Consider the following 23715-nt stretch of genomic DNA (forward strand, 5'->3'; position numbering starts at 1 on the left):
GTCAAAAGATGAACCTCCAGGGCCGCCCCTCCAGCCCCGTCCGGCGCGCGGGCGCCCCCGTCGCACGCGCCCTTTCCATCGGGTGAACGCGAACGCCGCCGCCCCGCTTGACGCCGCACCTACCGGACGGAAAAATCGCCATGCTTCAAGAAGGAGGAGCCCTACACCCCATGAACGTCAAAGCAGCGGTCCTGTACGCGCCAAACCAGCCCCTCGCCATCGAGGAGATCGAACTCGACGAACCCCAGGCCGGCGAAGTCCTCGTCAAAACCTCCGTTACCGGCGTCTGCCACTCCGACCTCCACTTCATGGAGGGCAAGTGGCTCTACCCCATGCCCGTTGTCCTCGGCCATGAGTCCGCCGGCGTCGTCGCCAAAGTCGGCCCCGGCGTCACGAATGTCAAAGAGGGCGACCGCGTCGTCGTCGCCTTCGTCCAGTCCTGCGGCACGTGCAACCGCTGCGTCACCGGCCGGCCCAACCTCTGCGAAAACACCCAGGCGCTCAACCGCATGGGCCGCGTCAAGCTGAAGGGCCAGCCCATCATGCAGTTCGCCGGCATGTCCGCCTTCGCCGAGTACCAGCTCGTGAGCGCCCACGCCTGCGTCCACGTCCCCGAAGGCGTCCCCATGCGCGCCGCCGCCCTCGTAGGCTGCAGCGTCATGACCGGCGTCGGCGCCGTCACCAACACCGTCAAGCTCCAGGCCGGCCAGACCGTCGCCGTCGTCGGCTGCGGCGGCGTCGGCCTCAACATCATCCAGGGCGCAAAGATCGCCGGCGCCTCCCGCATCATCGCCGTCGACCTCCTCGAATCGAAGCTCGCCGCTGCGAAGGAGTTCGGCGCCACTGACGTCGTCGACGCCTCCAAGGGCGACGCCGTCCAGCAGGTCATCGCCATGACGAACGGCGGCGTCGACTACGCCTTCGAAGCCATCGGCCTCATGAAGACCGCCCAGCAGGCCTTCGAGATGGCCCGCCGCGGCGGCCAGGCCGTCATCGTCGGCATGCTCCCCCTCACCGAGCAGCTCACCATCCCCAACGCCGGCATGGCCTTCCTCGGCGAAAAGGGCATCGTTGGCAGCTTCTACGGCTCCACCCGCCAGACCTACGACATGCCCTGGCTCATGGAGCTCTACCGTCAGAAGCGCCTCAAGATCGACGAGCTCATCTCCCGCGAATACACCCTCGACCAGATCAACGAGGCCTACGACGCCCTCAAGAAGGGCGAGGTCAACCGCTCCGTCATCGTCTTCAACGGCGCCTGACGGTCCCGCTCAGCACCGTAAACGCAACGGCGGCGCCCCTCAATCGAGGGGCGCCGCCGCGGTTTCGCGCTGCGGCCGGGCCGGCCGGCGGCACTTCCGGTCAGCCCTTGGCGCAGGCCAGCACCGGGTCGTAATCCGGGATGTCCGTAATCTTCTCCGTCGGCTGGATCCAGGCCACCTTCCCCTCCTTATCCACCACGATCACCACCCGGTTCGCGACACCCCGCGACTCGATCAGCACGCCGTATTTCCGTGCGGTTTCCCCGTGCGGATTGAAGTCGCTCAGGATCGGGAAGTCCACGCCGAGCTCCTTCTTCCACGCCGCCTGCGCCCACGGGCCGTCGCAGGAGATAACCACCGGGATGGCGCCCTCGTTGCGGAATTCCTGCACTTTCTCCTTGAGGGTCTGGAGCTGGTTGCTGCACACCGTCGAGAACGCCGCCGGCACGAAGCTGATAACCACCGCATTCTTGCCCCGGTAGTCCGAAAGCCGGAACTTCTCGCCCGTCGGGCTCATCGGCAGCTCGAAGTCCGGCGCCTCGTCCCCCACCTTCAGGGTTGCTGTCTCTGCCACGGGAAACCCCCATTCCGTAAAGTTGTGCCGCTCGATCGTACAGGCTCCGTTGTTGCTGCGTCTGCCCCGCGCCTGCAGCGGTCTGCCGCGGCCGCCTATAATCCCTCGTGGCACTCGCACCATCCCACCAGGAGTAACCACAGGCCATGAACCTTCTCCGCTTCCTCCGCCCGTCGACCATCGCCCACGCCCACTGCGATGGCCCCTGCGGCGTCTACGACCCGGCCGCGGCCCGCATCGCCGCTGAGGCCGTCCTCTCCATGGAAAAGAAGATCGCCGCCCTCGGCGACGCCCAGGACCTCGCCACGGTCAACACCCGCACCCGCTTCATCGCCATCAAGGAGCAGCAGGCCGACCTCGTCAAAAAGGAGCTCGACATCCTCTGGCACGACTACTTCAAGCCCGAGCACCTCGAGAAGTACCCCAACCTCCACGACATCTTCTGGAAGGCCGCGAAGGCCGCCTCGAAGTGCAAGCACGAATCGAACCCCGCCAACGGCGAGGCACTCCTGAAGGCGATCGAAGAGGTCCACAACATCTTCTGGGCCACCAAGAACCGCACCGACGTTCCCTTCTACCGCGCCAACCCCTAGGCTGCGCTATCCCCGGAAGGCACGCGACGACAACGGAAGGCGGGTTCCCGCAACGGGAACCCGCCTTCCCCATCTGCCCCCACGGCGGCCTGGCCGCTACACTGGTACCAGATGTTCGAAACGCTCACCGAACGCCTCCAGGGCGCCTTCAAGAAATTCGGCTCGCGCGGCATTGTCACCGAAGAGGACCTCGACCAGGCCCTCCGCGAGGTGCGCATGGCCATGCTCGAGGCCGACGTCAACTTCCGCGTCGTCCGCGAGTTCACCCAGCGCGTCCGCGAAAAGGCCCTCGGCGCCGAAGTCCTCCGCAGCCTCACCCCCGCCCAGCAGGTCATCGACATCGTCCACCAGGAGCTGGTCGACATGCTCGGCGGCGAGGCGCCGAAGCTCGCCACCGCGCCCCGCCCCCCCACGGTCATCATGCTCGTCGGCCTCCAGGGCTCCGGCAAAACCACGAGCGCCGCAAAGCTCGCCAACCTCCTCAAGAAGCAGCGCCTCCGCCCCCTCCTCGCCGCCTGCGACATCTACCGCCCGGCCGCCGTTGACCAGCTCGTCACCCTCGCCCGCGCGCTGGATGTGCCCATCCACGAAGAGGGCACGTCCGCCAAGCCTGCGGTCATCGCCCAGAACGCGCTCGAAAAAGCAAAGCGCATGGGGGCCACCCATCTCATCGTCGATACCGCCGGCCGCCTCCACATCGACGAAGACATGATGAACGAGGTGGCCGAGCTGCGCCGCCTCCTCCAGCCCGAGGAAGTCCTCTTCGTCGCCGACGCAATGGCCGGCCAGGATGCCGTCAATGCCGCCAAAGAGTTCCACGAGCGCGTCGGCACCACCGGGCTCATCCTCACGAAAATGGACGGCGACGCCCGCGGCGGCGCCGCACTCAGCATCCGCGCCGTCACCGGCGTCCCCGTCAAGTTCATCGGCGTCGGCGAAAAAGCCGATGCCCTCGAGCCCTTCTACCCCGACCGCCTCGCCAGCCGCATTCTCGGCATGGGTGACCTCCTCACCCTCATCGAGAAGGCCAAGGAAACCATGGGCGAGGAGGACACCGAAGCCTTCAAGGAGAAGCTCAAGAAAGGCACCTTCGACCTCCAGGACTTCGTCGAGCAGCTCCGCAAAGTCCGCAAAATGGGCCCCCTCGGGCAGCTCGTCTCCATGCTCCCCGGGTTCAACCGCATCAAAATGCAGCTCCAGGTCGACGAGATCGACGACCGCTTCTTCGCCCAGGCCGAGGCCATCGTCCTCTCGATGACCCCCTGGGAGCGCCGCCACCCCGAGAAAATCGACGGCAAGCGGCGCAAGCGCATCGCCCGCGGCAGCGGCACCGACCCGGCCCAGGTCAACCAGCTGCTCAAGCAGTTCTTCGAGGCCCGCAAGATCGCCAAATCCCTCAGCACCGGCAAAATGCCGCTCTTCCGCTGATGCGCGCTATGCCCGTGCGTGGACCTAACGGCGTCATGTCGTATCCTCATTCCCACCGCCAATCCCGTCCGCCCTCGGCGGACGTTCCGCAGGAGCTTCCATGATTCGCATCCGCCTCCGGCGCACCGGCAAGAAGGGCTACCCCCTCTACCGCGTCGTCGTCGCCAACAGCCCCGACCGCCGCGATGGCCGCTTCATCGAAACCCTTGGGTCCTACGATCCCCACCAGGACCCGCCCCGCGTCACCATCGACGCCGACCGCGCCCGCGAATGGCTCAGCAAGGGCGCCCAGCCCTCCGAAGCCGCCGAGAAGATCCTCGTCCGGGCCGGCGTCCTCGAGCGGAAGCCCCCGGTCGTGAAGAAAAAGGCCGCGCGCCCTGCAGCCTCCGCCGAATCGGCCGAATAGCCATGCCCGAAACGATGACCGGCGAGCTCGTCGAATACCTCGCCAAAGCCCTCGTCGACCACCCCGAGGACGTCCGCGTCACTGAGGAGATTCACGGCGACCGCGTCACCGTCCACCTCAACGTCCACGAGGACGATTACGGCAAGGTCATCGGCAAAGGCGGCCGCATCGCCACCTCGCTCCGCACGCTCGCCAAGGTCGCCGCAGTTCGCGAAGACGTCCGCGTCAACGTGGAGATTGGCCACTGAGCGAAACCCCCGCTCCGGGAACGCCGCGCCCCCAGCGCCCCCGCAACCCGGTGACGCTCCCCGCTGAACCGCGCCCCGGCTACACCGCCGTCGCCCGCGTCCTCCGGCCCCACGCCCTCCGCGGCGAACTCCGCGTCGAAGTCTTTTCCCCCACCGCCCGCAACATCCAGCGCGGGCGCCCCGTCTACCTCCAGGGTATCCGCCGGGTCGTCGAACGTGCCCGCCAGGCCGGCGATGACTGGATCATTAAGCTCTCCGGCCTTGACACCCGCACCCAGGTCGAGCACCTCCACGGCGAACTGCTCGAAGCCCTCGATAGCGACGTCCTCCGCGACGATAGCGAGTCGTACTTCATCTACGAACTGATCGGCCTCGAGGTCGTCACCGCCTCCGGCGAATCGCTCGGCACCATCGTCGACGTCCTCCAGCCTGGCGCCAACGACGTGTACGTCGTCCACGGCGAACGCGGCGAAATCCTCGTCCCCGCCATCGGCCAGGTCGTCCGGGAGATCAACCTTGGCGCCCGGCGGGTCGTCATTACACCTTTGCCCGGCATGCTGGACGAATCGCCATAAACGATTGAAACCGTCTATACCCCCGACTACACTGACCCCGGCCGGTGGCGGGGTCCTTAGCCCCGGGCCAAACACCACATCCCGAATGACCCAGGGGGTAGTTGCATGTCCAAGGCTGAAGCGCTCCAGGTGGTGAACGAATGCGTCCATCACTGGATCCTCGAACCTCCGCGTGGAGAGCTGACGCCCGGGCGGTGTAAGAAGTGCGGCAAAGAACGTGAGTTCACCGGCGAAACCTCCTACCGCATCGGCCGGGGCTCCTCGCACCGCTCCTGAGCCAACCCCCTCCCAGTTGACCCAGCCGCGAGCCGCTTCCTACGATGGAAGCGGCTCGTTCTGTTTGCGTGGGGACGTAGCTCATCTGGGAGAGCGCAGCATTCGCATTGCTGAGGTAAGGGGTTCGAGTCCCCTCGTCTCCACCAACCCCCGCCATCGACAGCCCCCGCCGCCGGCTCCACAATACCGCCCGTGCACCGCGTCCGTGTTGAGCCCGGCGGCTTCGAATTTCTCGCCCCCCACAACGAAACTGTCCTCGATGCCGCCAACGCCGCCGGCTACTACTGGCCAGTCGGCTGCAACCGCAACGGCGAATGCACCAACTGCGCCATGCTCGTCATCTCCGGCCTCGGCCGCCTCTCCGCCATGGGCCGTTTCGAGCGCGCAAACCTCATCCGCCAGCGCGGCCCGCGCTCCATCGAAGACCCCCGCCTCCGCCTCGCCTGCCAGGCCCGCGTGCTCGGCGATGTCATCGTCGAAAAGACCGGCGTCTGCCCCGACCCCTTCGCCGCAAAGGAGAGCCGCTAGCATGCCCTACGTCATCACCGAGCCCTGCATCGGCGTCAAAGACGCCTCCTGCGTCGATGTCTGCCCCGTCGATTGCATCCACACCACCGACGACGCCCCGCAGTACTACATCAACCCCGACCAGTGCATCGACTGCGCCGCCTGCGAGCTCGCCTGCCCGGTCAGTGCCATCGCCCACGACGCCTCCCTCGAGGGCGACATGCGCAGGTACATCGAGATCAACGCGAACTTCTACCGTTCCTGAGCGTTACCCTACAGTGAGACGGCACCCCGCCGTGGAGTAACCCTGTGGAACTCGCACAGCTCGAAGCGTTCATCCAGGTCGCTCACCACCGCTCCTTCAGCCGTGCAGCCGAGGCGCTTTTCCTCACCCAGCCCTCTGTCACCGCCCGCATCCAGTCCCTCGAGCGCGAACTCGGCGAACGCCTCTTCGAACGCACCGGCCGAAGCGTCACCCTCACCGATGCCGGCCGCGCCTTCATGCCCCACGCCCAGCGCGCCCTCACCGCCGTCCAGGAAGGCACCGACGCCATCGAGGCCGTGCGCCACGGCGAGGTCGGCACCATCCGCATCGGCGCCTCCACCTCCATCGCAAGCTACGTCCTGCCCCGCATTCTCAAGAAATTCCGCGAGGTGCGGCCCCGCGTCCACATCCACCTCGCAACGGGCCAGACCGAAGACATCATCGACTCCCTCCTCGCCGGCGAGTTCCATGTCGCCGTCACCCGCCTCGCCCAGCACCCCGAAATCCAGTCCCTCCATCTCTACAACGACGACCTCGCCCTCGTCGTCCCTGCCGACCATCCCTTCGCCCAGAAAGGCAGGGTTTCGATCGCCGAGGCTGCCCGCCAGCCGTTCCTCTTCTTCGAACGCGGCTCCAGCTACCACAGCCTCGTCTACTCGATGTTCCTCCGCGCCGGCGTCGTCCCCGAGTCCGTGATGGAGCTCGACGACATGGAGACCACCAAGCACATGGTCGAAGCCGGCCTCGGCGTCGCCATCCTCCCCGTCGTCTCGTTCGAACGGGAGCGCGAGCGCGGCACGCTCGCCCGCGTCGAAATCCGCGAAATGGAGCAGCCCGCCCAGCGCGAAGTCGGCGTCCACATCCTCCGCAACCGGATCCTCGCACCGCCCATCCACGAATTCCTCCGCATCCTCACCCAGGAATTCGGCGTCGAAAATACCCTCCAGGCAGCGCCCGCCAGGCCCTGACCATCGCCCGCAACCGCCGGGGAACCTAGACTGAGAATCGCCATGAACTCCGCCATCATCCTCGCCGCCGGCATTTCGCAGCGCATGGGCGCCGTCAAGCCGCTCCTCGACTGGGGCGGCCAGCCCCTCGTCCGCTACGACATCGAGCAGCTCTGGGAGGCCGGCGCCGATGAGGTCATCGTCGTCCTCGGCTACCGTGCCGACGACGTCTCCCGCCAGCTCCGCGGCATCCCCTGCCGCATCATGTTCAACCCCCGCTACCAGCTCGGCCGCGCCGGCTCCCTCCGCATCGGCGCCAAGGCCGCCAACCGCGACGCCGACCGCATCCTGGTCCAGGATGTCGACCAGCCCCGGCCCGCCTCCTTCCTCCGCACCCTCTACGAGGCACACAACCCCGAGGCCGATTACACCATCCCCGTCCACAGCGGCCGCCACGGGCACCCCGTCGTCGTCGCCGGCCGCCTCCGCGAAGAGCTCATGCGCGCCGACGACGCTGCCGAAGGCCTCCGCGGAATCCTCCGCGCACACCAGGACCGCCACACCGAAGTCGACGCCGGCGACCTCCTCGACCTCACCTTCAACACCCCCGAGGAGTACCAGGCGGCGCGCGACCGCTTCTTCGCTGCCGTCCGCTGAGATGCCCCTCGTCGGGAGCGGCCGCCCGCATCCGCGGCTCGTCATCTTCGACCTCGACCGCGCCATCATCGATGCCAGGCCGGCGTTCGCCTACGCCGTCGAAGAGGCCGTCGCCGCCGTCACCGGCCGCCGCATCTCAGCCCGCGACATCGCCGATGCCTACCACACCCGGCCCTGGCGCGACGCCCTCCGCATCCTCCTCGATGACCCCCGGGAGCGCGACGCCGCCGAAGACCTCTGCCTCCAGTACGCCGCCCGCAGCGCCCTCAAACGCCTCCTCGTCTTCGAGGGTGTCGGCATGGCCCTCGATGCCCTCCGGGCCGAGCAGATCGACATGGCGGCCATCACCCGCCATCCCTACCAGCTCGCCCGAAAGCAAATCGAATCGACCGGGCTCGACCGCTTCTTCGCCCTCGTCGTTCCGCCCCCGGCCGGCCGCTTCGACCCCGCCGCCCAGCTTGCCGAAGCCTTCCGCGTGCTCGAAACCGCGCCTGCCGAAACCGCGGTCGTCGCCCCCGGGCGTTTCGAGCGAACCGCCGCCGAGCGGGCCGGTGCGGTCGCCGTGGCCGCCACCTGGGCCGTCGAACACGACCCCGGCGGCATCGACGTCGCAGCGCCCGGCGAACTCCTCGAAGCCCTGCTCCGCCGCTGGGAAGGCCGCTCCCGCTGACCGGCTACCGGCCGGAGGCCGCGCGCGCCCGCGGCTCGACCAGGGCGTGGCAGCCCGGGCAGTAGGTCAGGTCGCGGGCCGAGGTGAACTCCAGCTCGCACTTCGGGCAGGTCACCAGCTTGCGCTTCATCGCAATCTCTCCATTGCGGGGTTCACCCCCAGCATCGGCTCCCGCGCACGCCGGAGGTAGGGGCAATTCAGCATCGATTCGGCAAAAGCCATATGCACAGACTATGGATGCATAGTCAAAGGTGAACAACCGGGAAACGGCGCTGTCCGCTAGACTGGTGCCAGCCGCTCCACCATTTGCACCTGCGACAGGAGGCACCCGTGAGCATCATCCTCACCACCACCAACGGCGTCGAAGGCCGCCCCGTCCAGCAGTACCTCGGCATCGTCGCCGGCGAAGTCATCCTCGGCGTCAACGTCTTCAAGGACATCGCCGCTGGCTTCCGCAACATCGTCGGCGGCCGCTCCGGCAAGTACGAGGAAGAGCTCCGCAAGGGCCGCGACGGCGCCCTCGCCGAAATGCTCCAGTACGCTCAGCAGCTCGGCGCCGACGCCGTCATCGGCATCAAGATCGACTACGAGACCGTCGGCGGCCAAATGCTCATGATCACCGCCTCCGGCACCGCCGTGAAACTCGCCTGACCGCCGCCCCGGTGGTGGAACGTTAGTCTTCGCCCGCTAGGCTACAAAGCCGAACCACCTCACCCGGAGGGACCCTGTGGCCACCAAAATCGGCATCAACGGCTTCGGACGCATCGGCCGGCAGGTCTTCAAGGCCATCACGGACCGCTACGCCGGCACCCTCGAAGTCGTCGCTATCAACGACCTCGTCGATACCGACGTCAACGCCAACCTGCTCAAGTACGACTCCAACTACGGCCGCTGGCACCGCGACATCCGCGCCGAGAAGGACGCCCTCGTCATCGATGGGCATACCGTCCGCGTCTTCGCCGAGCGCGACCCCGGCGCCATCCCCTGGGGCTCGGTCGGCGCCGAAATCGTCATCGAATCGACCGGCCTCTTCACCGATGCCACGAAGGCCGCCGCGCACCGCCGCGATTCGGTGAAGAAAGTCCTCATCTCCGCCCCGGCCAAGAACGAAGACGTCACGATCGTCCTCGGCGTCAACGCCGACCGGTACGACCCGGCGAGGCACCACGTCATCTCCAACGCCTCCTGCACCACCAACGGCCTTGCACCCGTCGTCAAGGTCATCGTCGATAACCTCGGCCTCGTCAAGGGCCAGATGACCACCATCCACTCCTACACCAACTCCCAGCAGATCCTCGACAAGGCCGCCGGCAAGGACCTGCGCGAGATGCGTGCCGGCGCCCTCAACATCGTGCCGACATCCACCGGGGCCGCCCGCGCCCTCAAGCTCGTCATCCCCGAGGTCGATGGCAAACTCGACGGCCTCGCCTACCGCGTTCCCACCCCCACTGTCTCCATCGTCGAAGTCGTCGCCCTCACCGAGAAAGACACCACCATCGATGCCCTGAACGAAATCATCCGCGAAACCGCCGCCGAGAAGATGAAGGGCATCCTCGGCATCACCATGGACCCCGTCGTCTCCATGGACCTCAAGGGCGACGAGCGCTCCTCCATCGTCGATGGCCTCTGCACCAACGTCGTCGGCGGCAATCTCGTGAAGGTCGCCGCCTGGTACGACAACGAATGGGGCTACGCCTGCCGCCTCGCCGACCTCGCCGCCTTCGTCGCCGAAAAGGGCCTCTAGCCCGGGCCGAAACCGCATCGAACTCCCGCGCCCCCGCCGCCCGGCGGGGGCGCGCCGCTTCGCGCACAAAGCACCCTGCTCGGCTGGTCTCGTCATCCGCTGGCAACACCCACGAAAAGCTGCCGAAACCTCCCGGCAATTGAGCCTTCATCACCCGGCAACCCGGGCGTAACGCCTGCTCCGCATGCTTGTCTGGTCATCTCGGTCAGCGGAGGAGAAATGAACAAGTTCGAACAGATGAAGGCCGAAAAGGATGGCCTCGACTGCTTCGAGGATATGATTCGCTACGCGACAGAGAATGTGCCGGTCGAATCCATACCGGAAGACGATCTGCAGCGCATGAAGTGGTATGGCGTCTTCCATCGACCGCAAAAGCCCGGAACCTTCATGATGCGGCTGCGCGTCACCGGCGGAAGACTGACCGCTGCCCAGGTGCGCACCATCGCCGACATCGCCAGGAGTTTCGGAGGCGGTACCGCAGATATCACAACTCGCCAGAACGTCCAGCTGCGGGACCTTCGACTCCCTGACATCCCTGGCATCCCTGGCATCCTGAGCCAGCTCGCGTCCGTGGGGATATCCACGCGGCAAACGGGCATGGACAACGTTCGGAACTTCATCGGATGTCCGCTGGCCGGCATCGACGGCATGGAACTCTTCGACTCAACGCCCCTCGTCGAAGCGCTCGCCGCCGCCTACCTCGCCGCCGGCAAGGAGTTCTCCAATCTCCCCAGGAAGTTCAACGTCTCCATCGCGGGCTGCCGCGATGATTGCGGGGACGCCCAATCGCAGGACCTGGGCTTCGTCCCGGCGACCCGGGACCTGAATGGCCGTCGCGTCGCCGGGTTCAACGTGCTGGCCGGCGGGGCTCTGGGCGGCACCAGCCCGCGCCTTGCCACCCCGCTCGATGTTTTCGTCGTCCCCGAGGACGTCGTCCCCGTCTTCCTGGCGCTCCTCAGCATCTACCGCGACCACGGCCCGCGAGAGGTCCGCACCCGCGCCCGGCTCAAATGGCTTATCGCCGAGTGGGGCGAAGAGCGGCTCCGCGACGAGCTGGAACGTCAGCTCGGCCGAACGCTTCCGAGGGCTGGCGCGGATGAGCGGCTACAGGTCGCGGGAGACCACCTTGGCATTCATCCGCAGCGCCAGGTCGGCCTCAATTACGTTGGCCTCCATGTGCCCGTCGGGCGAATCACGGCCGATGACCTGCTTGGCCTCGCGGACCTCGCTGACACGTATGGGCGCGGAGAACTTCGACTGACCGTGGACCAGAACGTCGTCATCCCCCACGTGCCGGACTCTGCGCTCTCGGCCCTCCTGGCTGAGCCGCTCCTTCGGCGCCTCAAGCCCAATCCATCAAACATCTGGCGGAACCTGGTGGCCTGTACGGGCAACGACTACTGCCACTTCTCGCTCATCGACACCAAACGGCACGCCTACCAGCTGGCCCAGGAGCTGGAGCGGCGTGGGGTGCAGGTCCCCCGGGGCACACGCATCCACGTATCCGGGTGCATTCATGCCTGCGGCAAGCACCACATCGCCGACATCGGGCTCCAGGGCACGAACATTCGCCTCGGCAATCGCGTCGAGGAGGCAGCCGATGTCTACGTCGGCGGCCGGCTCGGAGAGCAGCCGCGGCTCGCCTCGCGGGTACTGGAGAACGTCCACTGGGAAGACCTTCCGGTTCTCGTCGAGGCGCTGGTTCGCCAGCGATTCGCGCAGACGGTTCCCCTCTCCCTGCTGCGTCTCCAAACCGCAACGTCCCAGACCCCGGCAAATTCCGATCTTGAGGAGGTAAACGCATGACCGCCGACACACTCGATACCGTCTCAAGGGCTGCCGCCGCCAAGGCTACCTACCTCCGTGAGAAACCCGTCGGCTACCTGGTTCTGTCAGCGCTCGCCGGCGCCTACGTCGGCTTCGGTATCGTTCTCATCTTTGCCATCGGTGCTCCGCTCTCGGCCACGGGGTCGCCATTCCTGAAGTTTGTCATGGGGGCCTCTTTCGGCATCGCGCTCTCGCTCGTCGTTGTCGCAGGTTCCGAGCTTTTCACGGGCAACACGATGGTCATGACCGTAGGGGCCATTCGCCGCGCCATCTCGCCAGCTGGCCTCGCCAACTCCTGGGTCCTGAGCCTGGCGGGCAATCTCGTCGGCTCACTGGCTCTGGCCTGGCTTGTTGCCCAGAGCGGGGCGCTGGCGAACGCTCCCCAGGCTGACTTCATCCAAAAAACTGCAGCCGCGAAGATGACGCTTCCGCTTGAAGACGCGTTCCTCCGTGGCATCCTTTGCAACTGGCTCGTGTGCCTGGCCGTGTGGTCTGCCATGCGCCAGCAGTCCGAGGCCGGCAAACTAATCATGATCTTCTGGTGCCTGTTCGCATTCATCGGCGCAGGGTTCGAGCATTCGATTGCCAATATGACCCTGCTCGGCATCGCCCTGTTCCAGCCGCACGCTGACCCCGTCTCCTGGGGCGGGTTCGTCCACAATCTTGTCCCGGTGACGCTCGGAAACGTTGTCGGAGGCGCGCTCTTCGTCGCTGGCGCCTACCTGCTCGCCAACGCCCGCATCGTGCTCCCGTCGACCTCGCCTGCCCCTGCAAGCATGGGCGAACCGGCTCGAGATTAATCAGCCAAAAGCCAACTCCCGCGCCCCTGCCGCCCGGCGGGGGCGCTCCGCTTCGCGCCCAAAGCACGGCAGCAGCGTTTCCTTTCCCGAGGCCGCCTCCCGCGTATCCTGTAGCCCACCACTGGGAGGAGCGCGTGGCCGAAACCTCGCCCGGGCACCTTGCCGTCCGCCAGCGCATGGCCGCCCTGCGTACCGGCGCCGCCGGGCGGCTCCTCAGCTGGCGCCTCGGCTTCGCTCTCGTCCTCCTGCTCGGCGCAGCGCTCCGCTTCCACGGCCTCGGCTGGGACCAGCCCCCCGAAGCCGACTACCCCCTCCAGATGCACCCCGACGAGCGCTTCCTCTCCCTCGTCGCCGACCGCCTCGATTGGCCCTCCTCCCTCTCCGCCTACTTCGATACCGCCCGCAGCCCACTGAACCCCTACAACGACGGACAGACGAACTCCTACGTCTACGGCACGTTCCCGCTCTTCCTCGTCAAAGCCGTCGCCACCCTGCGCGGCGCCGACCCGGCCGGCCCGGGCAACTCCTACGCCGCCACCGTCGTCTCCGGCCGCCAGGTTACCGCCGCCTTCGATGTCCTTGCCATCCTCCTCGTCTTCCTGCTCGCCGCCGCCCTCGCCGGCCGGCGCATCGGCCTGCTCGCCGCCCTCCTCTACGCGCTCGCCGTCCTTCCCACGCAGCTCGCGCACTTCTGGGCGATGGACCCCTTCCTCAACGTCTTCGCCCTGCTCACCCTCCTCCTCTCCGTTCACTGGGTCCGCGCCGAAGGCTCCCGTGCGTGGTGGCTCGCCGCCGGCATCGGCGTCAGCGTCGGCCTCGCCACCGCCTGCAAGGTGAACGGCGCCATCTTTGCAGCCATCCCGGTCGTCGCCTTCGCCCTCCGCATCCTCCTCTGGGATATTCGCCGTGCCCGCGCATCCTGGAACGGCGAGCGCCCGCCTGCCCGGCCGGGCTCCTCCTGGCTCAGCGACCTCTCCATGCTCTGCATGGCCGGAGCCCTCTCGCTCATCGTCTTCCGCATCGCCCAGCCGTATGCCTTCGCAGGTCCCCACCCCTGGGATTTCGCCCTTAACCAGCAGTGGTGGGATGACATCCAGCGCGAGCGCGACTTCCAGCAGGGCAACGTCGACTACCCGCCCTTCATCCAGTTCGCCGGCACCACGCCCTTCCTGACGGCCCTGCGGAACATAACCCTCTGGGGCCTGGGTCCCGCCCTCGCCACAGCTGCCTTCGCCGGCCTGGCGGCGGCAGCCGTCCGGGCCGCCCGCACCCGCGACCTCGCCCTCGTCCTGCCGGCCGTCTTCGCCATCCTCGTCCTTGCCTTCTGGGGCCCGCGATTCGTCGCGTTCATGCGCTACTTCCTCCCGATGTACCCCGTCCTCTGCCTCTTCGCGGCCTGGGCGCTCGTATTCCTCGTCGAGTCGGCCCGCATCGGCTGGTCGTTCCCCATCCGCCGCCGCGCGCTCCGCCTCGGGCCGCGCCCCGCCCGCACCGCAGCCTTCGGCGTTTTCGGACTCGTCGTGGCCGCAACCGCGTGGTGGGCGTTCGCCTTCCAGCGCATCTACGTCGAGGAGCACCCCCGCATCGCCGCCACCCGCTGGGTCTACGCAAACGTCCTGCCCGGGAGGTCGATAACCACCGAAATCTGGGACGACCCCGTCCCCTGGGATTTCCCCGGCCGCGAACGCCAGTACCGCCTTGTCGAACTCGACATGTACCGCACCGACTCGCCGGAGAAGATTCGCGAGCTCGTCTTCGGCACCCCCGGGAATCCGAACCGGCCCGGCCTCGCCGGCGCCGACTACATCGCGGTCACTTCCAATCGGGTCCGCGGCTCGGTCGCCAAACTGGAGCGCGAGTACCCCGCCACCATCCGCTACTACCGGCTGCTCGAAACGGGCGAACTCGGCTTCGAACGCGTGGCCACCTTCCGCGTCCGCCCGTCCTTCCTCGGCACCTCGGTCGACGACTCCGGGGCCGAGGAATCCTTCACCGTCTACGACCATCCCGAAGTCCGCATCTACCGCAAAACCGCCGCCTTCGACCCCGCCCGCGCCTACGCGCTCCTGTCGGAGGCGCGGCCCGAAGCCGCCGTCAACCTCCTGCCCCGGCAGGGCCGCTCGAACGGGCTCCAGTTCACCGCTGACGAAGCCGCCGTCCAGCAGTCCGGGGGCACCTTCGTCGACGTGTTCGACGCGCCCCGCTGGCTGAACCGCACTGCCTGGCTCTGGTGGCTCCTCTGGCTCGAAGCAGCCGCCCTTGCCGCGCTCCCGTGGGTGACCCTGCTCTTCCGGCCGCTCGCCGGCCGCGGCTACGGCCTCGCGAAGCTTCTCGGCCCGCTTGCGGTGGTTCTCCTGGCCTGGCTGCTGGTCGCATGGGGCGCCGCGCACTTTTCCCGGACGCTCGCCTGGGCCGCGTTCGCCGCCTGCATGATCGCCGGCCTCGCCGTCGGAGCGGCCCGCCGCCGCAGCCTGCTCACCGATGCCCGTGAAAGCTGGCGCAACTGGCTCGCCGCCGAGGCCGTCTTCCTCGCCGCCTTCTTCGCCTTCCTCCTCCTGCGCGCCGCCAACCCCGACCTCTGGCACCACCCCCAGGGCGGCGAAAAGCCGATGGAAATCGCCTACCTCACCGCCGTCGTCCGCTCCACCATCCTCCCGCCCTACGACCCCTGGTTCGCCGGCGGCAGCCTCAACTACTACTACATGGGCTGGTTCTACCTCGCGGTGCCCATCCGTGCCTTCGGCATCCTCCCCGAGTACGCCTTTAACCTCGGCGTGCCGACCTTCGCCGCGACCGCCGCCAGCGTTGCCTTCGCCGTTGTCAGCGCCCTCGTTGGCGCCGTCCAGCCCCACGCCGAGGCCGTCCGCCGCCGCGCCGCGGAGCCGCTGCTCGCCGGCATTCTCGCGGCGTTCCTCCTCATCGCCGTCGGCAACCTCGAGGCCGCCCACCAGTGGATCGAACGCCTCCAGGCCGTCAACCGCTGGTCGCTCGCCTCCGGCACGCCCGTTGCCGGCGGTGCCGTCGGCATCATCGGCGGCCTCTGGCGCTGGCTGTTCGAGGGCGCCGCCCTGCCGCCGTTCGACTGGTGGCGGAGCTCGCGCGTCCACTTCGGCTCGTTCGATATCACCGAGTTTCCATACTGGTCCTTCCTCTTCGCCGACCTCCACCCGCACCTGATGGGCATCCCCTTCTTCACCGGCCTCGTCGCAGTGGCCCTGGCGATCGTCCTGGCCGCCGCCTCTGGAGACCGGACCCGCCCGTGGCTGCTCGCCGCGCTCGCCGGCCTCTTCGTCGGTCTCATCCGCACGGTCCACACTTGGGATTTCCCCACCGCCGCGCTCATCGCCGCTGCCAGCATCCTCCTCGCCGCCCTCCTCGCACCGGGCTCCGCCGAGCGCCGCGCCTGGACCGCGCTCGGCCAGCTCGGCCTCGCCGGCATCGTGGCCGCGGTGCTCTTCGCGCCCTACAACGCCCGCTTCGAAACCTTCGACCCGGGAATCGTCCGCGCCCCCGAAACGACGAAGTTCCATCAGTTCGTCGTCCAGTACGGCATCTTCCTCGCCATCGGCCTGGCGTTCGTCGCCCTCCGCTGCCGCGAAGAGCTTGAAGCCCGGGAGTTCGAGCCGGGCCGCAACCCCATCCTCGCCGTCGTCGCCGGCTGGCTCGAAGTCGGCTCCCTCGCATTTTTCCTCGCCGGGCTCGCGGCCTTCACCTGGCCGTTCGGCCTCACGACCGTCTCCATGGCCCTCGTCGGCATCGTCTTCCTGCTCAACCTCGCCTGGCTCGACTTCCGTCGGCCCGACCGCGACCTTGCCCGCCTCCTCGCCCCCCTCCTGTTCGCGCTCGCCCTCGCGATCGCCGCCGGTGTCGACGTCGTGACCCTGAAGAACGACATCGTCCGCATGAACACCGTCTTCAAGTTCAGCCTCCAGGCGTGGCACCTTTTCGCCCTCGCCTCCGGCTACGCCGCCTGGTACGTCGTCCGCGGCATCCTCGAACGCATGCGTGGCGCCCCGCGGGCGGGCCGGGCAGCAGGCGGGCTGGTCCTCGCCGCCCTCGCGGGCATCGTCCTCGCCTCCAGCCTGTTCCTCATCTCCGGCACCCGCGCCCGCCAGCAGGCCCGCTTCGGCGATACCCCCCTCACGCTGAACGGTTTCGCCTTCTTCCAGCATGGGGTCTTCACCGAGCCCCGCGCCGAAAGCACCACGGCCGACGACGTCACCTTCCGCCTCGACGAGGACCTGCCCCTCATCCAGTGGCTCCGCCGGAACGTCGAAGGCTCCCCGGTCATCGTCGAAGCCGTCGGCCCCCTCTACCGCTGGACCGGCCGCATCAGCGAGTACACCGGCCTGCCCGCCGTCATCGGCTGGGACTGGCACCAAATCCAGCAGCGCACCGATTACGCCCCGCTCGTCCAGCAGCGCCGCACCGAAGTCCAGCGCTTCTATACCGACCCCTCCACCGATTTCGCCGAGCGCTTCCTCCGCAAGTACAACGTCCAGTACGTCATCGTCGGCACCGAAGAGCGCGTCCACGGCACCGAACCCGGCCTCGCGAAGCTCGCCGCCATCCCGGCCCTCTCCGAAGTCTTCCGTGATGGCCCGAACGTCATCTACCGGGTCGACCAGGCCCGGCTCGCCGCCGATATCCTCGCCCGCGACCTCGCCCGTGCACCCTGACCCCGCCGTTGTCGACCTCCTCGCCGCGTGGGTGCCCCGGCGCGACCTCCAGGCGATGCGCATCGTCACCGGCCGCCCCTGGCGCTGGCTCCCCGCCTTCCTCGGCAGGACAGCAATCACCTTCGCGCCGTTCGTCATCTTCCGCGCCGGCGGCTACCGGCCCGGGACCGCCGCCGGCCTCGCCCTTATCGCCCACGAAGCGATGCACCTCACCCAGGTCCGCGAAATGGGCCGCCCCCGCTTCTACGCGCGGTACCTCCTCGGGCAGCTCCGGTCCGGCTTCCGGCACGGCCGCCACCCGCTCGAAATCCCCTGCATCGAACTCCAGCGGCAGGTCCGCGCCGCCCTGCGCGCACGCGGCTGGCCCGGCTGACCTGCCGTTCCCTCAGCCGTCGTACAGCCCGAGCGCCCGGAACACCCCTTCGAACGCTGCAAGGCTCCCCGGGTTGAAGTGCGGCAGCACGTACTCCACCCGCCCGTCCTGCCCGATGACCACCACGCCCCTGCGCGACTTCCGCTCCTCCGGGTCCCAGAAGCCGTACGCCTTCACCGCCTCCCCGTAGAAGTCGCTGATCAGCGGGAATGGGAAGTGGTCCCGCGCATGGAACTTCGCGTGCGAACCCATCCCGTTCGTGTTGATCCCGAACACCTGCACGCCCGCCTGCCGCAGCGTCTCGTACTCCTGCGCGAACGCCTTCAGCTCGCTCGTGCAGATCGGCATCCCGTCGTCCTGGTAGAACACCAGCAGCACCCGCCCGTTCTTGAGGAGGTCGCGCAGGCGGACCGTATATGGCTCGCCGCCGTCGGGCACAGCGGGCAGCTCGAAATCCGGCGCCTGCTCGCCCGGCTGAATCGGCCCCCGCACGGCCGGCTCCTGCCCGTTCGTCCCGTGCGTCATGGCAGCGGCTCGAACCCCGGCGGCGCGCCTTCGATGCCCCGCGTCCCGGCAATCACCCGGATACGCCCGAGCCCGGCCCCGTCCGTCAGCTGCTCCAGCGCCCGCCTCCGCGTGAAGTACTCCTGGAGGTCGCCCCGGGCCGCCTCCACCAGCCCCGGCAGCCCGAGGCTGTAGAGGAACTCCCGCTGCGAGACCGGCCCCCACGCCTGCATCCCCGCATCATCAATCGCCGCAAGCAGTTCCGAGAGGTTCACGTGCGCCGTCAGGTCCTGCTCGCCGACGTGGATGTACGGGTTTTCGTGCGCCGTGTGCCGGTAGAAGCAGAGCAGCGTCCCCTGCGTCCGCCACGGCGCCCAGAGCTCCTCCTGCGGGTACCCGTAGTCAAACACGAGCACCGCCCCCCGCTCCACCAGCCCGCAGAGGCTCGCCATCGCCGGGTAGGCCGCGGGGTTCACCTCGAAGCGGCCCTCCGCCGGCGCATCATCGATGGTCGCAATCGGCCCCCGCTCCTCCACGAACTGCTCGCCGTCCCAGCGCACGTACACCTCGGCCGGCCCCCGAGGCGTGGCTTCGAACAGCCGCACCGGGAACGCATCAAACAGTTCGTTCGCCACCACCACCCCGGCCTCCGCCGGCGCGGCCGGCGGCGTCTGCCAGCTCACCCGCGGGTCATCCCCCGGGCTGTTCGGTTCCAGCGCGATGTACCGGATCGCGGCCGCGAACGCGGGGTCGCGCCCCTCCGCCCAGTCCAGCACCGCCCGCGCGAGGTGCCCCTCGCCCGCTCCCGGCTCGAAAATCGTGAACGGCGACGGCCGGCCCAGCCGCTCCCATGCCTCCCGACACCACCCCGCAACCGCCCACCCGAACATCGGGTGGATGACCGGGCTCGTGAGGAAATCCCCCTGCCGCCCGATCCGGCCCCGCTTCCGGTAGTAGCCGTGCTCCGGGTGGTAGAGCGCCAGCTCCATAAACCGCTGGAACGGGATGGCGCCCCCGTCCATCTCCGCCACGATTGCGGCGATCAGCCGCGGGTTGCCCAGCGCAGCCGTACCCGGGTCGAGATCGAGTGCCATCACCCCAAGTATGCCCGCCCCCGCGGGGGAGGAGGCAAGCCGCCGACGGTGGTACAGTTCCCTCCGTACCGACGAACGACATTCGAGGCGTCCCGTGCAGTCTCCCCCCGCATCCGAAAGCGCCGTCGACGCGGCAATCCGGCTCTTTGGCGAAACCGTCAACCTGTTCGACCCCCTCCGCTTCCGCGCGTGGGCCGAGATGGGCCTCACCACCGCCCAGCTCCGCGTCCTCTTCCTCGTCCGCGAAGAGCCCGGCGTCACCGCCGGCGAACTCGCCTCCCGCCTCGGGGTCACCCCGCCCACCATCTCCGGCATCGTCGACCGCCTCGTCAAGGCCGGCCTCGTCCGCCGCGAAGACGACGAGACCGACCGCCGCCTCGTCCGCAACTACCTCACTGAGCAGGGCGAAGCGACCTGCTCCCGCCTCGAAACCGGCACCGAAATCTTTACCCGCCGCATCCTCATCGAAATGAACCACGAGGACCTCGAAGCCCTCGTCACCGGCCTCCGCGCCTTCGTCGCGGCCAGCGAATACGTCCAGCGTGTCGAACCGAACCTCGCAGCCGTCGCCATGCCGGGGGTGAACCTCGCATGACTTCTGTCCGCCGCGTCCGCACCATCGACCTCGAAAACCCCTTCGTCGATTCGTTCGAAGGCATGGTCGAAATCCTGCTCATCCGCCACGGCGAGCAGAAGTTCTTTGAGAACATCCCGCTCGGGCAGGCCTACGACGCCCCCCTCTCCGAGCTGGGCCAGAAACAGGCCGAAGCCGTCGGCCGGCGGCTCGCCCCCGCCCGCCTCGGCCGCGTCTATTCGTCCGATATGCGCCGCGCCTACGACACCGCGAAGGCAATCGCCATCCACCACGGTATGGAACCCGTCGTTATCCCCGACCTCCGCGAAATCGACCTCTGGCAGCGTGCCCCGCAGGACAAGGGGCTCCTCGATATCTACACCCGCGAACAGCTCGTCGAGGTCTACCGGGAAGTCACCCGCACCCGCAAGCACAGCGCCTACCCCTTCTGCGAGGATGTCGACGCCTTCCGCCAGCGCGTCTTCCGCGCCATGGACCGCATCATCGAAGAGTCGATCGGCATGCGCGTCGCCGTCGTCTGCCACGGCGGCGTCATCAACGCCATCCTCAGCGATGTCTTCGGCTCCCCCTTCGACCACCTCGTCCCGGTCCACCACACCTCCATCAGCGTCATGCGCGCCGCCGACACCCGCCGGGGCATCCTCACCATCAACGACTACTCCCACGTCATGCCTATCCAGTCGTCCCGCTCCGACCTCAACGCATGAGCCGGACCCTCGAACCGTCTCCGGCCTGGTTCGAAATCGACCCCGCCTTCTACGCCCACGGCGGCTCCTGCTTCTCCGAAGACGAGGCCGCCGCTCTCGGTGAGCCCGCCGGCCTCCGCGCCCTCGTCGGGCCGGTCACCCCGGAAAATCAGGCCGAAGAGGCCCTCTCTCTCGTCAACCTCGGCGCGAACGTGACCGCCTGGTCCCCCTCGGAGACCGCAGCCGAACGCGGCCGCAGCCTCGCCGACGCCGCCGGGCGCACCCTCGCCTGGCAGTTCGGCGCCCTCGAAGAGCTCGCCGCCCGCATGCCCGGCAGCTTCGACCTCGTCTACCACTGCTGGGGCGGCCTCGCACCCGATACCGACCTCGACCGCTACGCTGCCAGCATCGCTGCCCTGCTCGCCCCCGGCGGCCGCCTCGTCCTCTATGACCGCCACCCCTTCGCGAACGTCGTCGGCCTCCACAAGGGGCTCCTCGTCGTGGCCCGCGGGTACTTCCCGTTTCGACCCGGCGATAACCCGTGGACCCTCGGCGACCTCCTGACCGCCCTTGCCGATGCCGGTCTCGCCCTCGAACTCCTTGACGAGTTCCCCGGCTCCGAACGTTACCGGACCGCGACCGATTCCCTGCCCGGCCTCCAGTGGGAACTTCGCTTCCGCGTGCCCTCCGCGATGCTGCTCACCGCCGTCCTCGCGTTCTACCACGAACCGGTGGCCGGGCACCCGCCGACCGGCTAGGCTGGGCCCATGGCCGAACTCTCGCCCCGCTGCAAACTCTGGCTCGAAGCCGGCGACCGGCTCGTCATGTCCGACTACCGCCTGCGCCTGCTCACCCTTGTCGGCGAGACGGGTTCCCTCGCCGCCGCCGCATCTGCCATGGGGCTCTCCTACCGTCGTGCCTGGGGCAAAATCCGCGAACTCGAGGCCAACCTAGGCTTCCAGCTCGTTCGCTCCGAAGTCGGCGGCGCCGGCGGCGGCCACTCCGCGCTCACCGACGAAGGCCGGCGGCTCGTCGAAGCCTACGACCGCTTCCGCCGTCGCGTCGAAGCCGCTGTCGAGCAGGCCTTCCGCGAGGAGCTCGAGCCCTTCGCGCCGCCGGCGCGTCCCACCGCGTAAGCCGCGGCTCCGCTACCCTGTCCGACATGCTCAAGGATGCCTACTGCGGCGAGCTCCGCCGCTCCGACGAAGGCCGGGCCGTGACCCTCGCCGGCTGGGTCCACCGCCGCCGCGACCACGGCGGCCTCATCTTCATCGACCTCCGCGACACCTCCGGCATCGTCCAGGTCGTCTTCAATCCCGACAACCCCGAGGCCCACGCCATCGCCCATCGCGCCCGCGTCGAGTGGGTCCTCCAGGTGAAGGGCACCGTCGCCCTCCGGAGCCCTGCTACCGTCAACCCAAACCTCCCGACCGGCGAGGTCGAGGTCATCCCCTCCGCCTGCACCGTCCTCGCCGAAGCCCAGACCCCGCCCTTCTACATCAACGAGCCCGCCGACGTCGACGAGCACCTCCGCCTCAAGTACCGCTACCTCGACCTCCGCCGGCCCGAGGTCGCCAGCGTCATCAAGCTCCGCCACGAAGTCGTTCGCTTCATCCGCGACTACCTCAGCAGCCGCGGCTTCTACGAAATCGAAACCCCCACCCTCGTCAAGAGCACCCCCGAAGGCGCCCGCGACTTCCTCGTCCCCGCCCGCATCCGCCCCGGCACCTTCTTCGCCCTCCCGCAGTCGCCCCAGATCCTCAAGCAGCTCCTTATGGCTGCCGGCTTCGAAAAGTACTTCCAGCTCGCCCGCTGCTACCGCGACGAAGACTTCCGCGCCAATCGGGTCGCCGAGCACACCCAGCTCGACCTCGAAATGGCCTTCGTCGACGAAAACGACGTCATGGGCCTCGTCGAAGACCTCTACGTCGAAGTCCTCTCCCGCTTCGGCACCGCGAAGCTCCCGTCGCGCTCCATCCCCCGGCTCACCTATGCCGAATGCATGGAGAAATACGGCATCGACCGCCCCGACCTCCGCTTCGGCCTCGAGTTCATCGACATCTCCGATGCCGTCCGCGGCACGGCCTTCCAGGTCTTCGCCGGCGCGCTCGCGGCCGGCGGCCAGGTCAAAGCCATCCGCGTCGAAGGCCGCGCCGAGATGACTCGCCGCGAGATCGACGAGCTCACCGAGGTCGCGCGCTCCGGCGGCGCCAAAGGCCTCGCCTACATCGGCTTCCTCCCCGGCGAGCCCCGCTCGCCTATCGCGAAATTCCTCACCCCGGAGGAGCTGGACGCGATCCGCGCACGCACCGGCGCCCGCGATGGCGACATGCTCTTCATCGTGGCCGACCAGCCCGCCGTCGTCGCCCGCTCCCTCCACGAAGTCCGCGACGAACTCGGCACCCGCCTCGGCCTCAAGGACCCGTCTGTCTACCGCATGGCCTGGGTCACCGGCTTCCCGCTCCTCGAGTGGCGGCCCGACGAGAACCGCTGGGATGCCACCCACAACCCCTTCAGCGGCTTCCTCTCCGAACACGAGCCCCTCCTCGATACCGACCCCGGTGCTGTCATCGCCCGCCAGTACGACCTCGTCCTCAACGGCGTCGAAATCGGCGGCGGCTCCATCCGCATCAACAAGCGCCGCCACCAGGAGAAGGTCTTCGAGCTCATGGGCTACTCCCGCGAGGAGCAGCAGGAGCGCTTCGGCGTCATCCTCGATGCCCTCGACTACGGCGTCCCGCCCGAAGGCGGCGTCGGCATGGGCATCGACCGGCTCATGATGTCCCTCGTCGGCACCGACAACATCCGCGACGTCATCGCCTTCCCGAAAGCCTCCTCCGGCACCGACCCCCTCATGGGCGCGCCCGCACCGGTCGACCCGAAGCAGCTCGAAGAACTCGGCATCCGCGTGATCGCGCCGCAGTAAAGCGCTCTTTTCACCGCCCCGTGCGCGGGATGATCCCCTCGGCCCGCACGGGCGTGTACCCTTGTAGGCCATCCGGGAC

27 protein-coding genes and 1 tRNA gene are annotated in these 23715 nt (G+C 68.2%); 24 read left to right on the forward strand and 4 right to left on the reverse strand.

All coding sequences use genetic code 11. The features are described 5' to 3' along the window. Positions 1–170: 170 nt before the first annotated feature. Positions 171–1262, forward strand: coding sequence for a Zn-dependent alcohol dehydrogenase (locus Tbon_RS10055; protein WP_158067581.1), 1092 nt, complete (start codon positions 171–173; stop codon positions 1260–1262). Between the two features lie 100 nt (positions 1263–1362). Here the strand turns inward: Tbon_RS10055 and Tbon_RS10060 are convergent, their stop codons facing one another. Next, positions 1363–1836 carry a peroxiredoxin gene (locus Tbon_RS10060; RefSeq protein ID WP_192497901.1) on the reverse strand — a complete coding sequence of 158 codons (474 nt, stop codon included), beginning with the start codon at positions 1834–1836 and terminating at the stop codon, positions 1363–1365. 146 nt (positions 1837–1982) lie between these two features. Here Tbon_RS10060 and sodN point away from each other — a divergent pair, with 146 nt between their 5' ends. The 12 genes from sodN to Tbon_RS10115 all read left to right on the forward strand — a co-directional run bounded on the left by sodN (position 1983) and on the right by Tbon_RS10115 (position 8408). Next, positions 1983–2429 carry a superoxide dismutase, Ni gene (sodN, locus tag Tbon_RS10065; protein WP_158067583.1) on the forward strand — a complete coding sequence of 149 codons (447 nt, stop codon included), beginning with the start codon at positions 1983–1985 and terminating at the stop codon, positions 2427–2429. Positions 2430–2540: 111 nt separating this feature from the next. Beyond that, complete coding sequence (gene ffh / locus Tbon_RS10070; RefSeq protein ID WP_158067584.1) at positions 2541–3857, forward strand: signal recognition particle protein; 1317 nt, start codon at positions 2541–2543, stop codon at positions 3855–3857. Between the two features lie 100 nt (positions 3858–3957). After that, positions 3958–4263, forward strand: a complete 306-nt coding sequence (rpsP, locus tag Tbon_RS10075; protein WP_158067585.1) for a 30S ribosomal protein S16 — start codon at positions 3958–3960, stop codon at positions 4261–4263. 2 nt (positions 4264–4265) lie between these two features. Next, positions 4266–4511, forward strand: a complete 246-nt coding sequence (locus Tbon_RS10080; RefSeq protein WP_225734596.1) for a KH domain-containing protein — start codon at positions 4266–4268, stop codon at positions 4509–4511. 50 nt (positions 4512–4561) lie between these two features. Then, the gene (gene rimM, locus Tbon_RS10085; protein ID WP_192497902.1) at positions 4562–5086 is read left to right on the forward strand and encodes a ribosome maturation factor RimM; all 525 of its coding nucleotides are present in this window, start codon (positions 4562–4564) and stop codon (positions 5084–5086) included. Between the two features lie 105 nt (positions 5087–5191). Further along, positions 5192–5362 carry a hypothetical protein gene (locus Tbon_RS13915; protein WP_165772714.1) on the forward strand — a complete coding sequence of 57 codons (171 nt, stop codon included), beginning with the start codon at positions 5192–5194 and terminating at the stop codon, positions 5360–5362. A gap of 70 nt (positions 5363–5432) precedes the next feature. After that, positions 5433–5508: transfer RNA gene (locus Tbon_RS10090), tRNA-Ala, on the forward strand. A 46-nt stretch (positions 5509–5554) separates the two neighbouring features. After that, positions 5555–5890, forward strand: coding sequence for a 2Fe-2S iron-sulfur cluster-binding protein (locus tag Tbon_RS10095; RefSeq protein WP_192497903.1), 336 nt, complete (start codon positions 5555–5557; stop codon positions 5888–5890). Position 5891: 1 nt separating this feature from the next. After that, the gene (locus tag Tbon_RS10100; RefSeq protein WP_158067588.1) at positions 5892–6134 is read left to right on the forward strand and encodes a 4Fe-4S dicluster domain-containing protein; all 243 of its coding nucleotides are present in this window, start codon (positions 5892–5894) and stop codon (positions 6132–6134) included. A gap of 44 nt (positions 6135–6178) precedes the next feature. Continuing rightward, on the forward strand, positions 6179–7102 hold the full coding sequence (locus Tbon_RS10105) for a LysR family transcriptional regulator (RefSeq protein WP_158067589.1): 924 nt from the start codon (positions 6179–6181) through the stop codon (positions 7100–7102). 42 nt (positions 7103–7144) lie between these two features. After that, positions 7145–7738 carry a nucleotidyltransferase family protein gene (locus tag Tbon_RS10110; protein ID WP_158067590.1) on the forward strand — a complete coding sequence of 198 codons (594 nt, stop codon included), beginning with the start codon at positions 7145–7147 and terminating at the stop codon, positions 7736–7738. Between the two features lies 1 nt (position 7739). Beyond that, positions 7740–8408 (forward strand): HAD family hydrolase, encoded by a 669-nt coding sequence (locus Tbon_RS10115; RefSeq protein WP_158067591.1) that lies wholly within the window; start codon positions 7740–7742, stop codon positions 8406–8408. A 4-nt stretch (positions 8409–8412) separates the two neighbouring features. Here the strand turns inward: Tbon_RS10115 and Tbon_RS14410 are convergent, their stop codons facing one another. Then, positions 8413–8538, reverse strand: a complete 126-nt coding sequence (locus Tbon_RS14410) for a hypothetical protein (RefSeq protein ID WP_263970067.1) — start codon at positions 8536–8538, stop codon at positions 8413–8415. 206 nt (positions 8539–8744) lie between these two features. Between Tbon_RS14410 and Tbon_RS10120 the strand changes: the two genes are divergently transcribed. From Tbon_RS10120 to Tbon_RS10145, 6 genes are all read left to right on the forward strand, one after another. Then, on the forward strand, positions 8745–9059 hold the full coding sequence (locus Tbon_RS10120; protein ID WP_158068289.1) for a YbjQ family protein: 315 nt from the start codon (positions 8745–8747) through the stop codon (positions 9057–9059). Between the two features lie 76 nt (positions 9060–9135). Beyond that, positions 9136–10152, forward strand: coding sequence for a type I glyceraldehyde-3-phosphate dehydrogenase (gene gap, locus Tbon_RS10125; protein WP_158067592.1), 1017 nt, complete (start codon positions 9136–9138; stop codon positions 10150–10152). Positions 10153–10371: 219 nt separating this feature from the next. Continuing rightward, positions 10372–11958, forward strand: a complete 1587-nt coding sequence (nirA, locus tag Tbon_RS10130) for a ferredoxin--nitrite reductase (protein ID WP_158067593.1) — start codon at positions 10372–10374, stop codon at positions 11956–11958. Beyond that, positions 11955–12779: a formate/nitrite transporter family protein gene (locus Tbon_RS10135; protein WP_158067594.1), complete on the forward strand. Its 825-nt coding sequence runs from the start codon at positions 11955–11957 to the stop codon at positions 12777–12779. The genes nirA and Tbon_RS10135 overlap by 4 nt, the downstream gene beginning before the upstream one ends. 134 nt (positions 12780–12913) lie before the next feature. Beyond that, the gene (locus tag Tbon_RS10140; RefSeq protein WP_158067595.1) at positions 12914–17458 is read left to right on the forward strand and encodes a DUF2298 domain-containing protein; all 4545 of its coding nucleotides are present in this window, start codon (positions 12914–12916) and stop codon (positions 17456–17458) included. Next, complete coding sequence (locus tag Tbon_RS10145) at positions 17448–17831, forward strand: eCIS core domain-containing protein (RefSeq protein ID WP_192497904.1); 384 nt, start codon at positions 17448–17450, stop codon at positions 17829–17831. Before Tbon_RS10140 ends, Tbon_RS10145 begins: the two co-directional genes overlap by 11 nt. Before the next feature lie 12 nt (positions 17832–17843). Here the strand turns inward: Tbon_RS10145 and Tbon_RS10150 are convergent, their stop codons facing one another. After that, positions 17844–18356, reverse strand: coding sequence for a redoxin domain-containing protein (locus tag Tbon_RS10150; RefSeq protein WP_158067597.1), 513 nt, complete (start codon positions 18354–18356; stop codon positions 17844–17846). Beyond that, positions 18353–19429, reverse strand: coding sequence for a class I SAM-dependent methyltransferase (locus Tbon_RS10155; protein WP_192497905.1), 1077 nt, complete (start codon positions 19427–19429; stop codon positions 18353–18355). The genes Tbon_RS10150 and Tbon_RS10155 overlap by 4 nt, the downstream gene beginning before the upstream one ends. 94 nt (positions 19430–19523) lie before the next feature. Here Tbon_RS10155 and Tbon_RS10160 point away from each other — a divergent pair, with 94 nt between their 5' ends. The 5 genes from Tbon_RS10160 to aspS are packed head-to-tail and all read left to right on the forward strand — an operon-like array spanning position 19524 to position 23636. Beyond that, positions 19524–20024, forward strand: coding sequence for a MarR family winged helix-turn-helix transcriptional regulator (locus tag Tbon_RS10160; protein ID WP_192497906.1), 501 nt, complete (start codon positions 19524–19526; stop codon positions 20022–20024). Continuing rightward, positions 20021–20731, forward strand: coding sequence for a histidine phosphatase family protein (locus Tbon_RS10165; RefSeq protein WP_158067599.1), 711 nt, complete (start codon positions 20021–20023; stop codon positions 20729–20731). The genes Tbon_RS10160 and Tbon_RS10165 overlap by 4 nt, the downstream gene beginning before the upstream one ends. Continuing rightward, positions 20728–21468, forward strand: a complete 741-nt coding sequence (locus tag Tbon_RS10170) for a class I SAM-dependent methyltransferase (protein WP_158067600.1) — start codon at positions 20728–20730, stop codon at positions 21466–21468. Before Tbon_RS10165 ends, Tbon_RS10170 begins: the two co-directional genes overlap by 4 nt. A gap of 9 nt (positions 21469–21477) precedes the next feature. Further along, the gene (locus tag Tbon_RS10175) at positions 21478–21846 is read left to right on the forward strand and encodes a winged helix-turn-helix domain-containing protein (RefSeq protein WP_158067601.1); all 369 of its coding nucleotides are present in this window, start codon (positions 21478–21480) and stop codon (positions 21844–21846) included. 26 nt (positions 21847–21872) lie between these two features. Continuing rightward, the gene (gene aspS / locus Tbon_RS10180) at positions 21873–23636 is read left to right on the forward strand and encodes an aspartate--tRNA ligase (RefSeq protein WP_158067602.1); all 1764 of its coding nucleotides are present in this window, start codon (positions 21873–21875) and stop codon (positions 23634–23636) included. Positions 23637–23715 lie beyond the last annotated feature (79 nt).

The sequence above is a fragment of the Tepidiforma bonchosmolovskayae genome (genome assembly GCF_008838325.1).
Lineage (GTDB): Bacteria > Chloroflexota > Dehalococcoidia > Tepidiformales > Tepidiformaceae > Tepidiforma > Tepidiforma bonchosmolovskayae.

Excerpts from the sequence above, each read along its gene's own strand:
- Tbon_RS10055 (WP_158067581.1), top strand. The coding sequence starts at position 171 with ATGAACGTCAAAGCAGCGGTCCTGTACGCGCCAAACCAGCCCCTCGCC.
- sodN (WP_158067583.1), top strand. The coding sequence starts at position 1,983 with ATGAACCTTCTCCGCTTCCTCCGCCCGTCGACCATCGCCCACGCCCAC.
- ffh (WP_158067584.1), top strand. The coding sequence starts at position 2,541 with ATGTTCGAAACGCTCACCGAACGCCTCCAGGGCGCCTTCAAGAAATTC.
- rpsP (WP_158067585.1), top strand. The coding sequence starts at position 3,958 with ATGATTCGCATCCGCCTCCGGCGCACCGGCAAGAAGGGCTACCCCCTC.
- Tbon_RS10080 (WP_225734596.1), top strand. The coding sequence starts at position 4,266 with ATGCCCGAAACGATGACCGGCGAGCTCGTCGAATACCTCGCCAAAGCC.
- Tbon_RS13915 (WP_165772714.1), top strand. The coding sequence starts at position 5,192 with ATGTCCAAGGCTGAAGCGCTCCAGGTGGTGAACGAATGCGTCCATCAC.
- Tbon_RS10100 (WP_158067588.1), top strand. The coding sequence starts at position 5,892 with ATGCCCTACGTCATCACCGAGCCCTGCATCGGCGTCAAAGACGCCTCC.
- Tbon_RS10110 (WP_158067590.1), top strand. The coding sequence starts at position 7,145 with ATGAACTCCGCCATCATCCTCGCCGCCGGCATTTCGCAGCGCATGGGC.
- Tbon_RS10115 (WP_158067591.1), top strand. The coding sequence starts at position 7,740 with ATGCCCCTCGTCGGGAGCGGCCGCCCGCATCCGCGGCTCGTCATCTTC.
- Tbon_RS14410 (WP_263970067.1), bottom strand. The coding sequence starts at position 8,538 with ATGAAGCGCAAGCTGGTGACCTGCCCGAAGTGCGAGCTGGAGTTCACC.
- nirA (WP_158067593.1), top strand. The coding sequence starts at position 10,372 with ATGAACAAGTTCGAACAGATGAAGGCCGAAAAGGATGGCCTCGACTGC.
- Tbon_RS10135 (WP_158067594.1), top strand. The coding sequence starts at position 11,955 with ATGACCGCCGACACACTCGATACCGTCTCAAGGGCTGCCGCCGCCAAG.
- Tbon_RS10150 (WP_158067597.1), bottom strand. The coding sequence starts at position 18,356 with ATGACGCACGGGACGAACGGGCAGGAGCCGGCCGTGCGGGGGCCGATT.
- Tbon_RS10155 (WP_192497905.1), bottom strand. The coding sequence starts at position 19,429 with ATGGCACTCGATCTCGACCCGGGTACGGCTGCGCTGGGCAACCCGCGG.
- Tbon_RS10165 (WP_158067599.1), top strand. The coding sequence starts at position 20,021 with ATGACTTCTGTCCGCCGCGTCCGCACCATCGACCTCGAAAACCCCTTC.
- Tbon_RS10170 (WP_158067600.1), top strand. The coding sequence starts at position 20,728 with ATGAGCCGGACCCTCGAACCGTCTCCGGCCTGGTTCGAAATCGACCCC.
- Tbon_RS10175 (WP_158067601.1), top strand. The coding sequence starts at position 21,478 with ATGGCCGAACTCTCGCCCCGCTGCAAACTCTGGCTCGAAGCCGGCGAC.
- aspS (WP_158067602.1), top strand. The coding sequence starts at position 21,873 with ATGCTCAAGGATGCCTACTGCGGCGAGCTCCGCCGCTCCGACGAAGGC.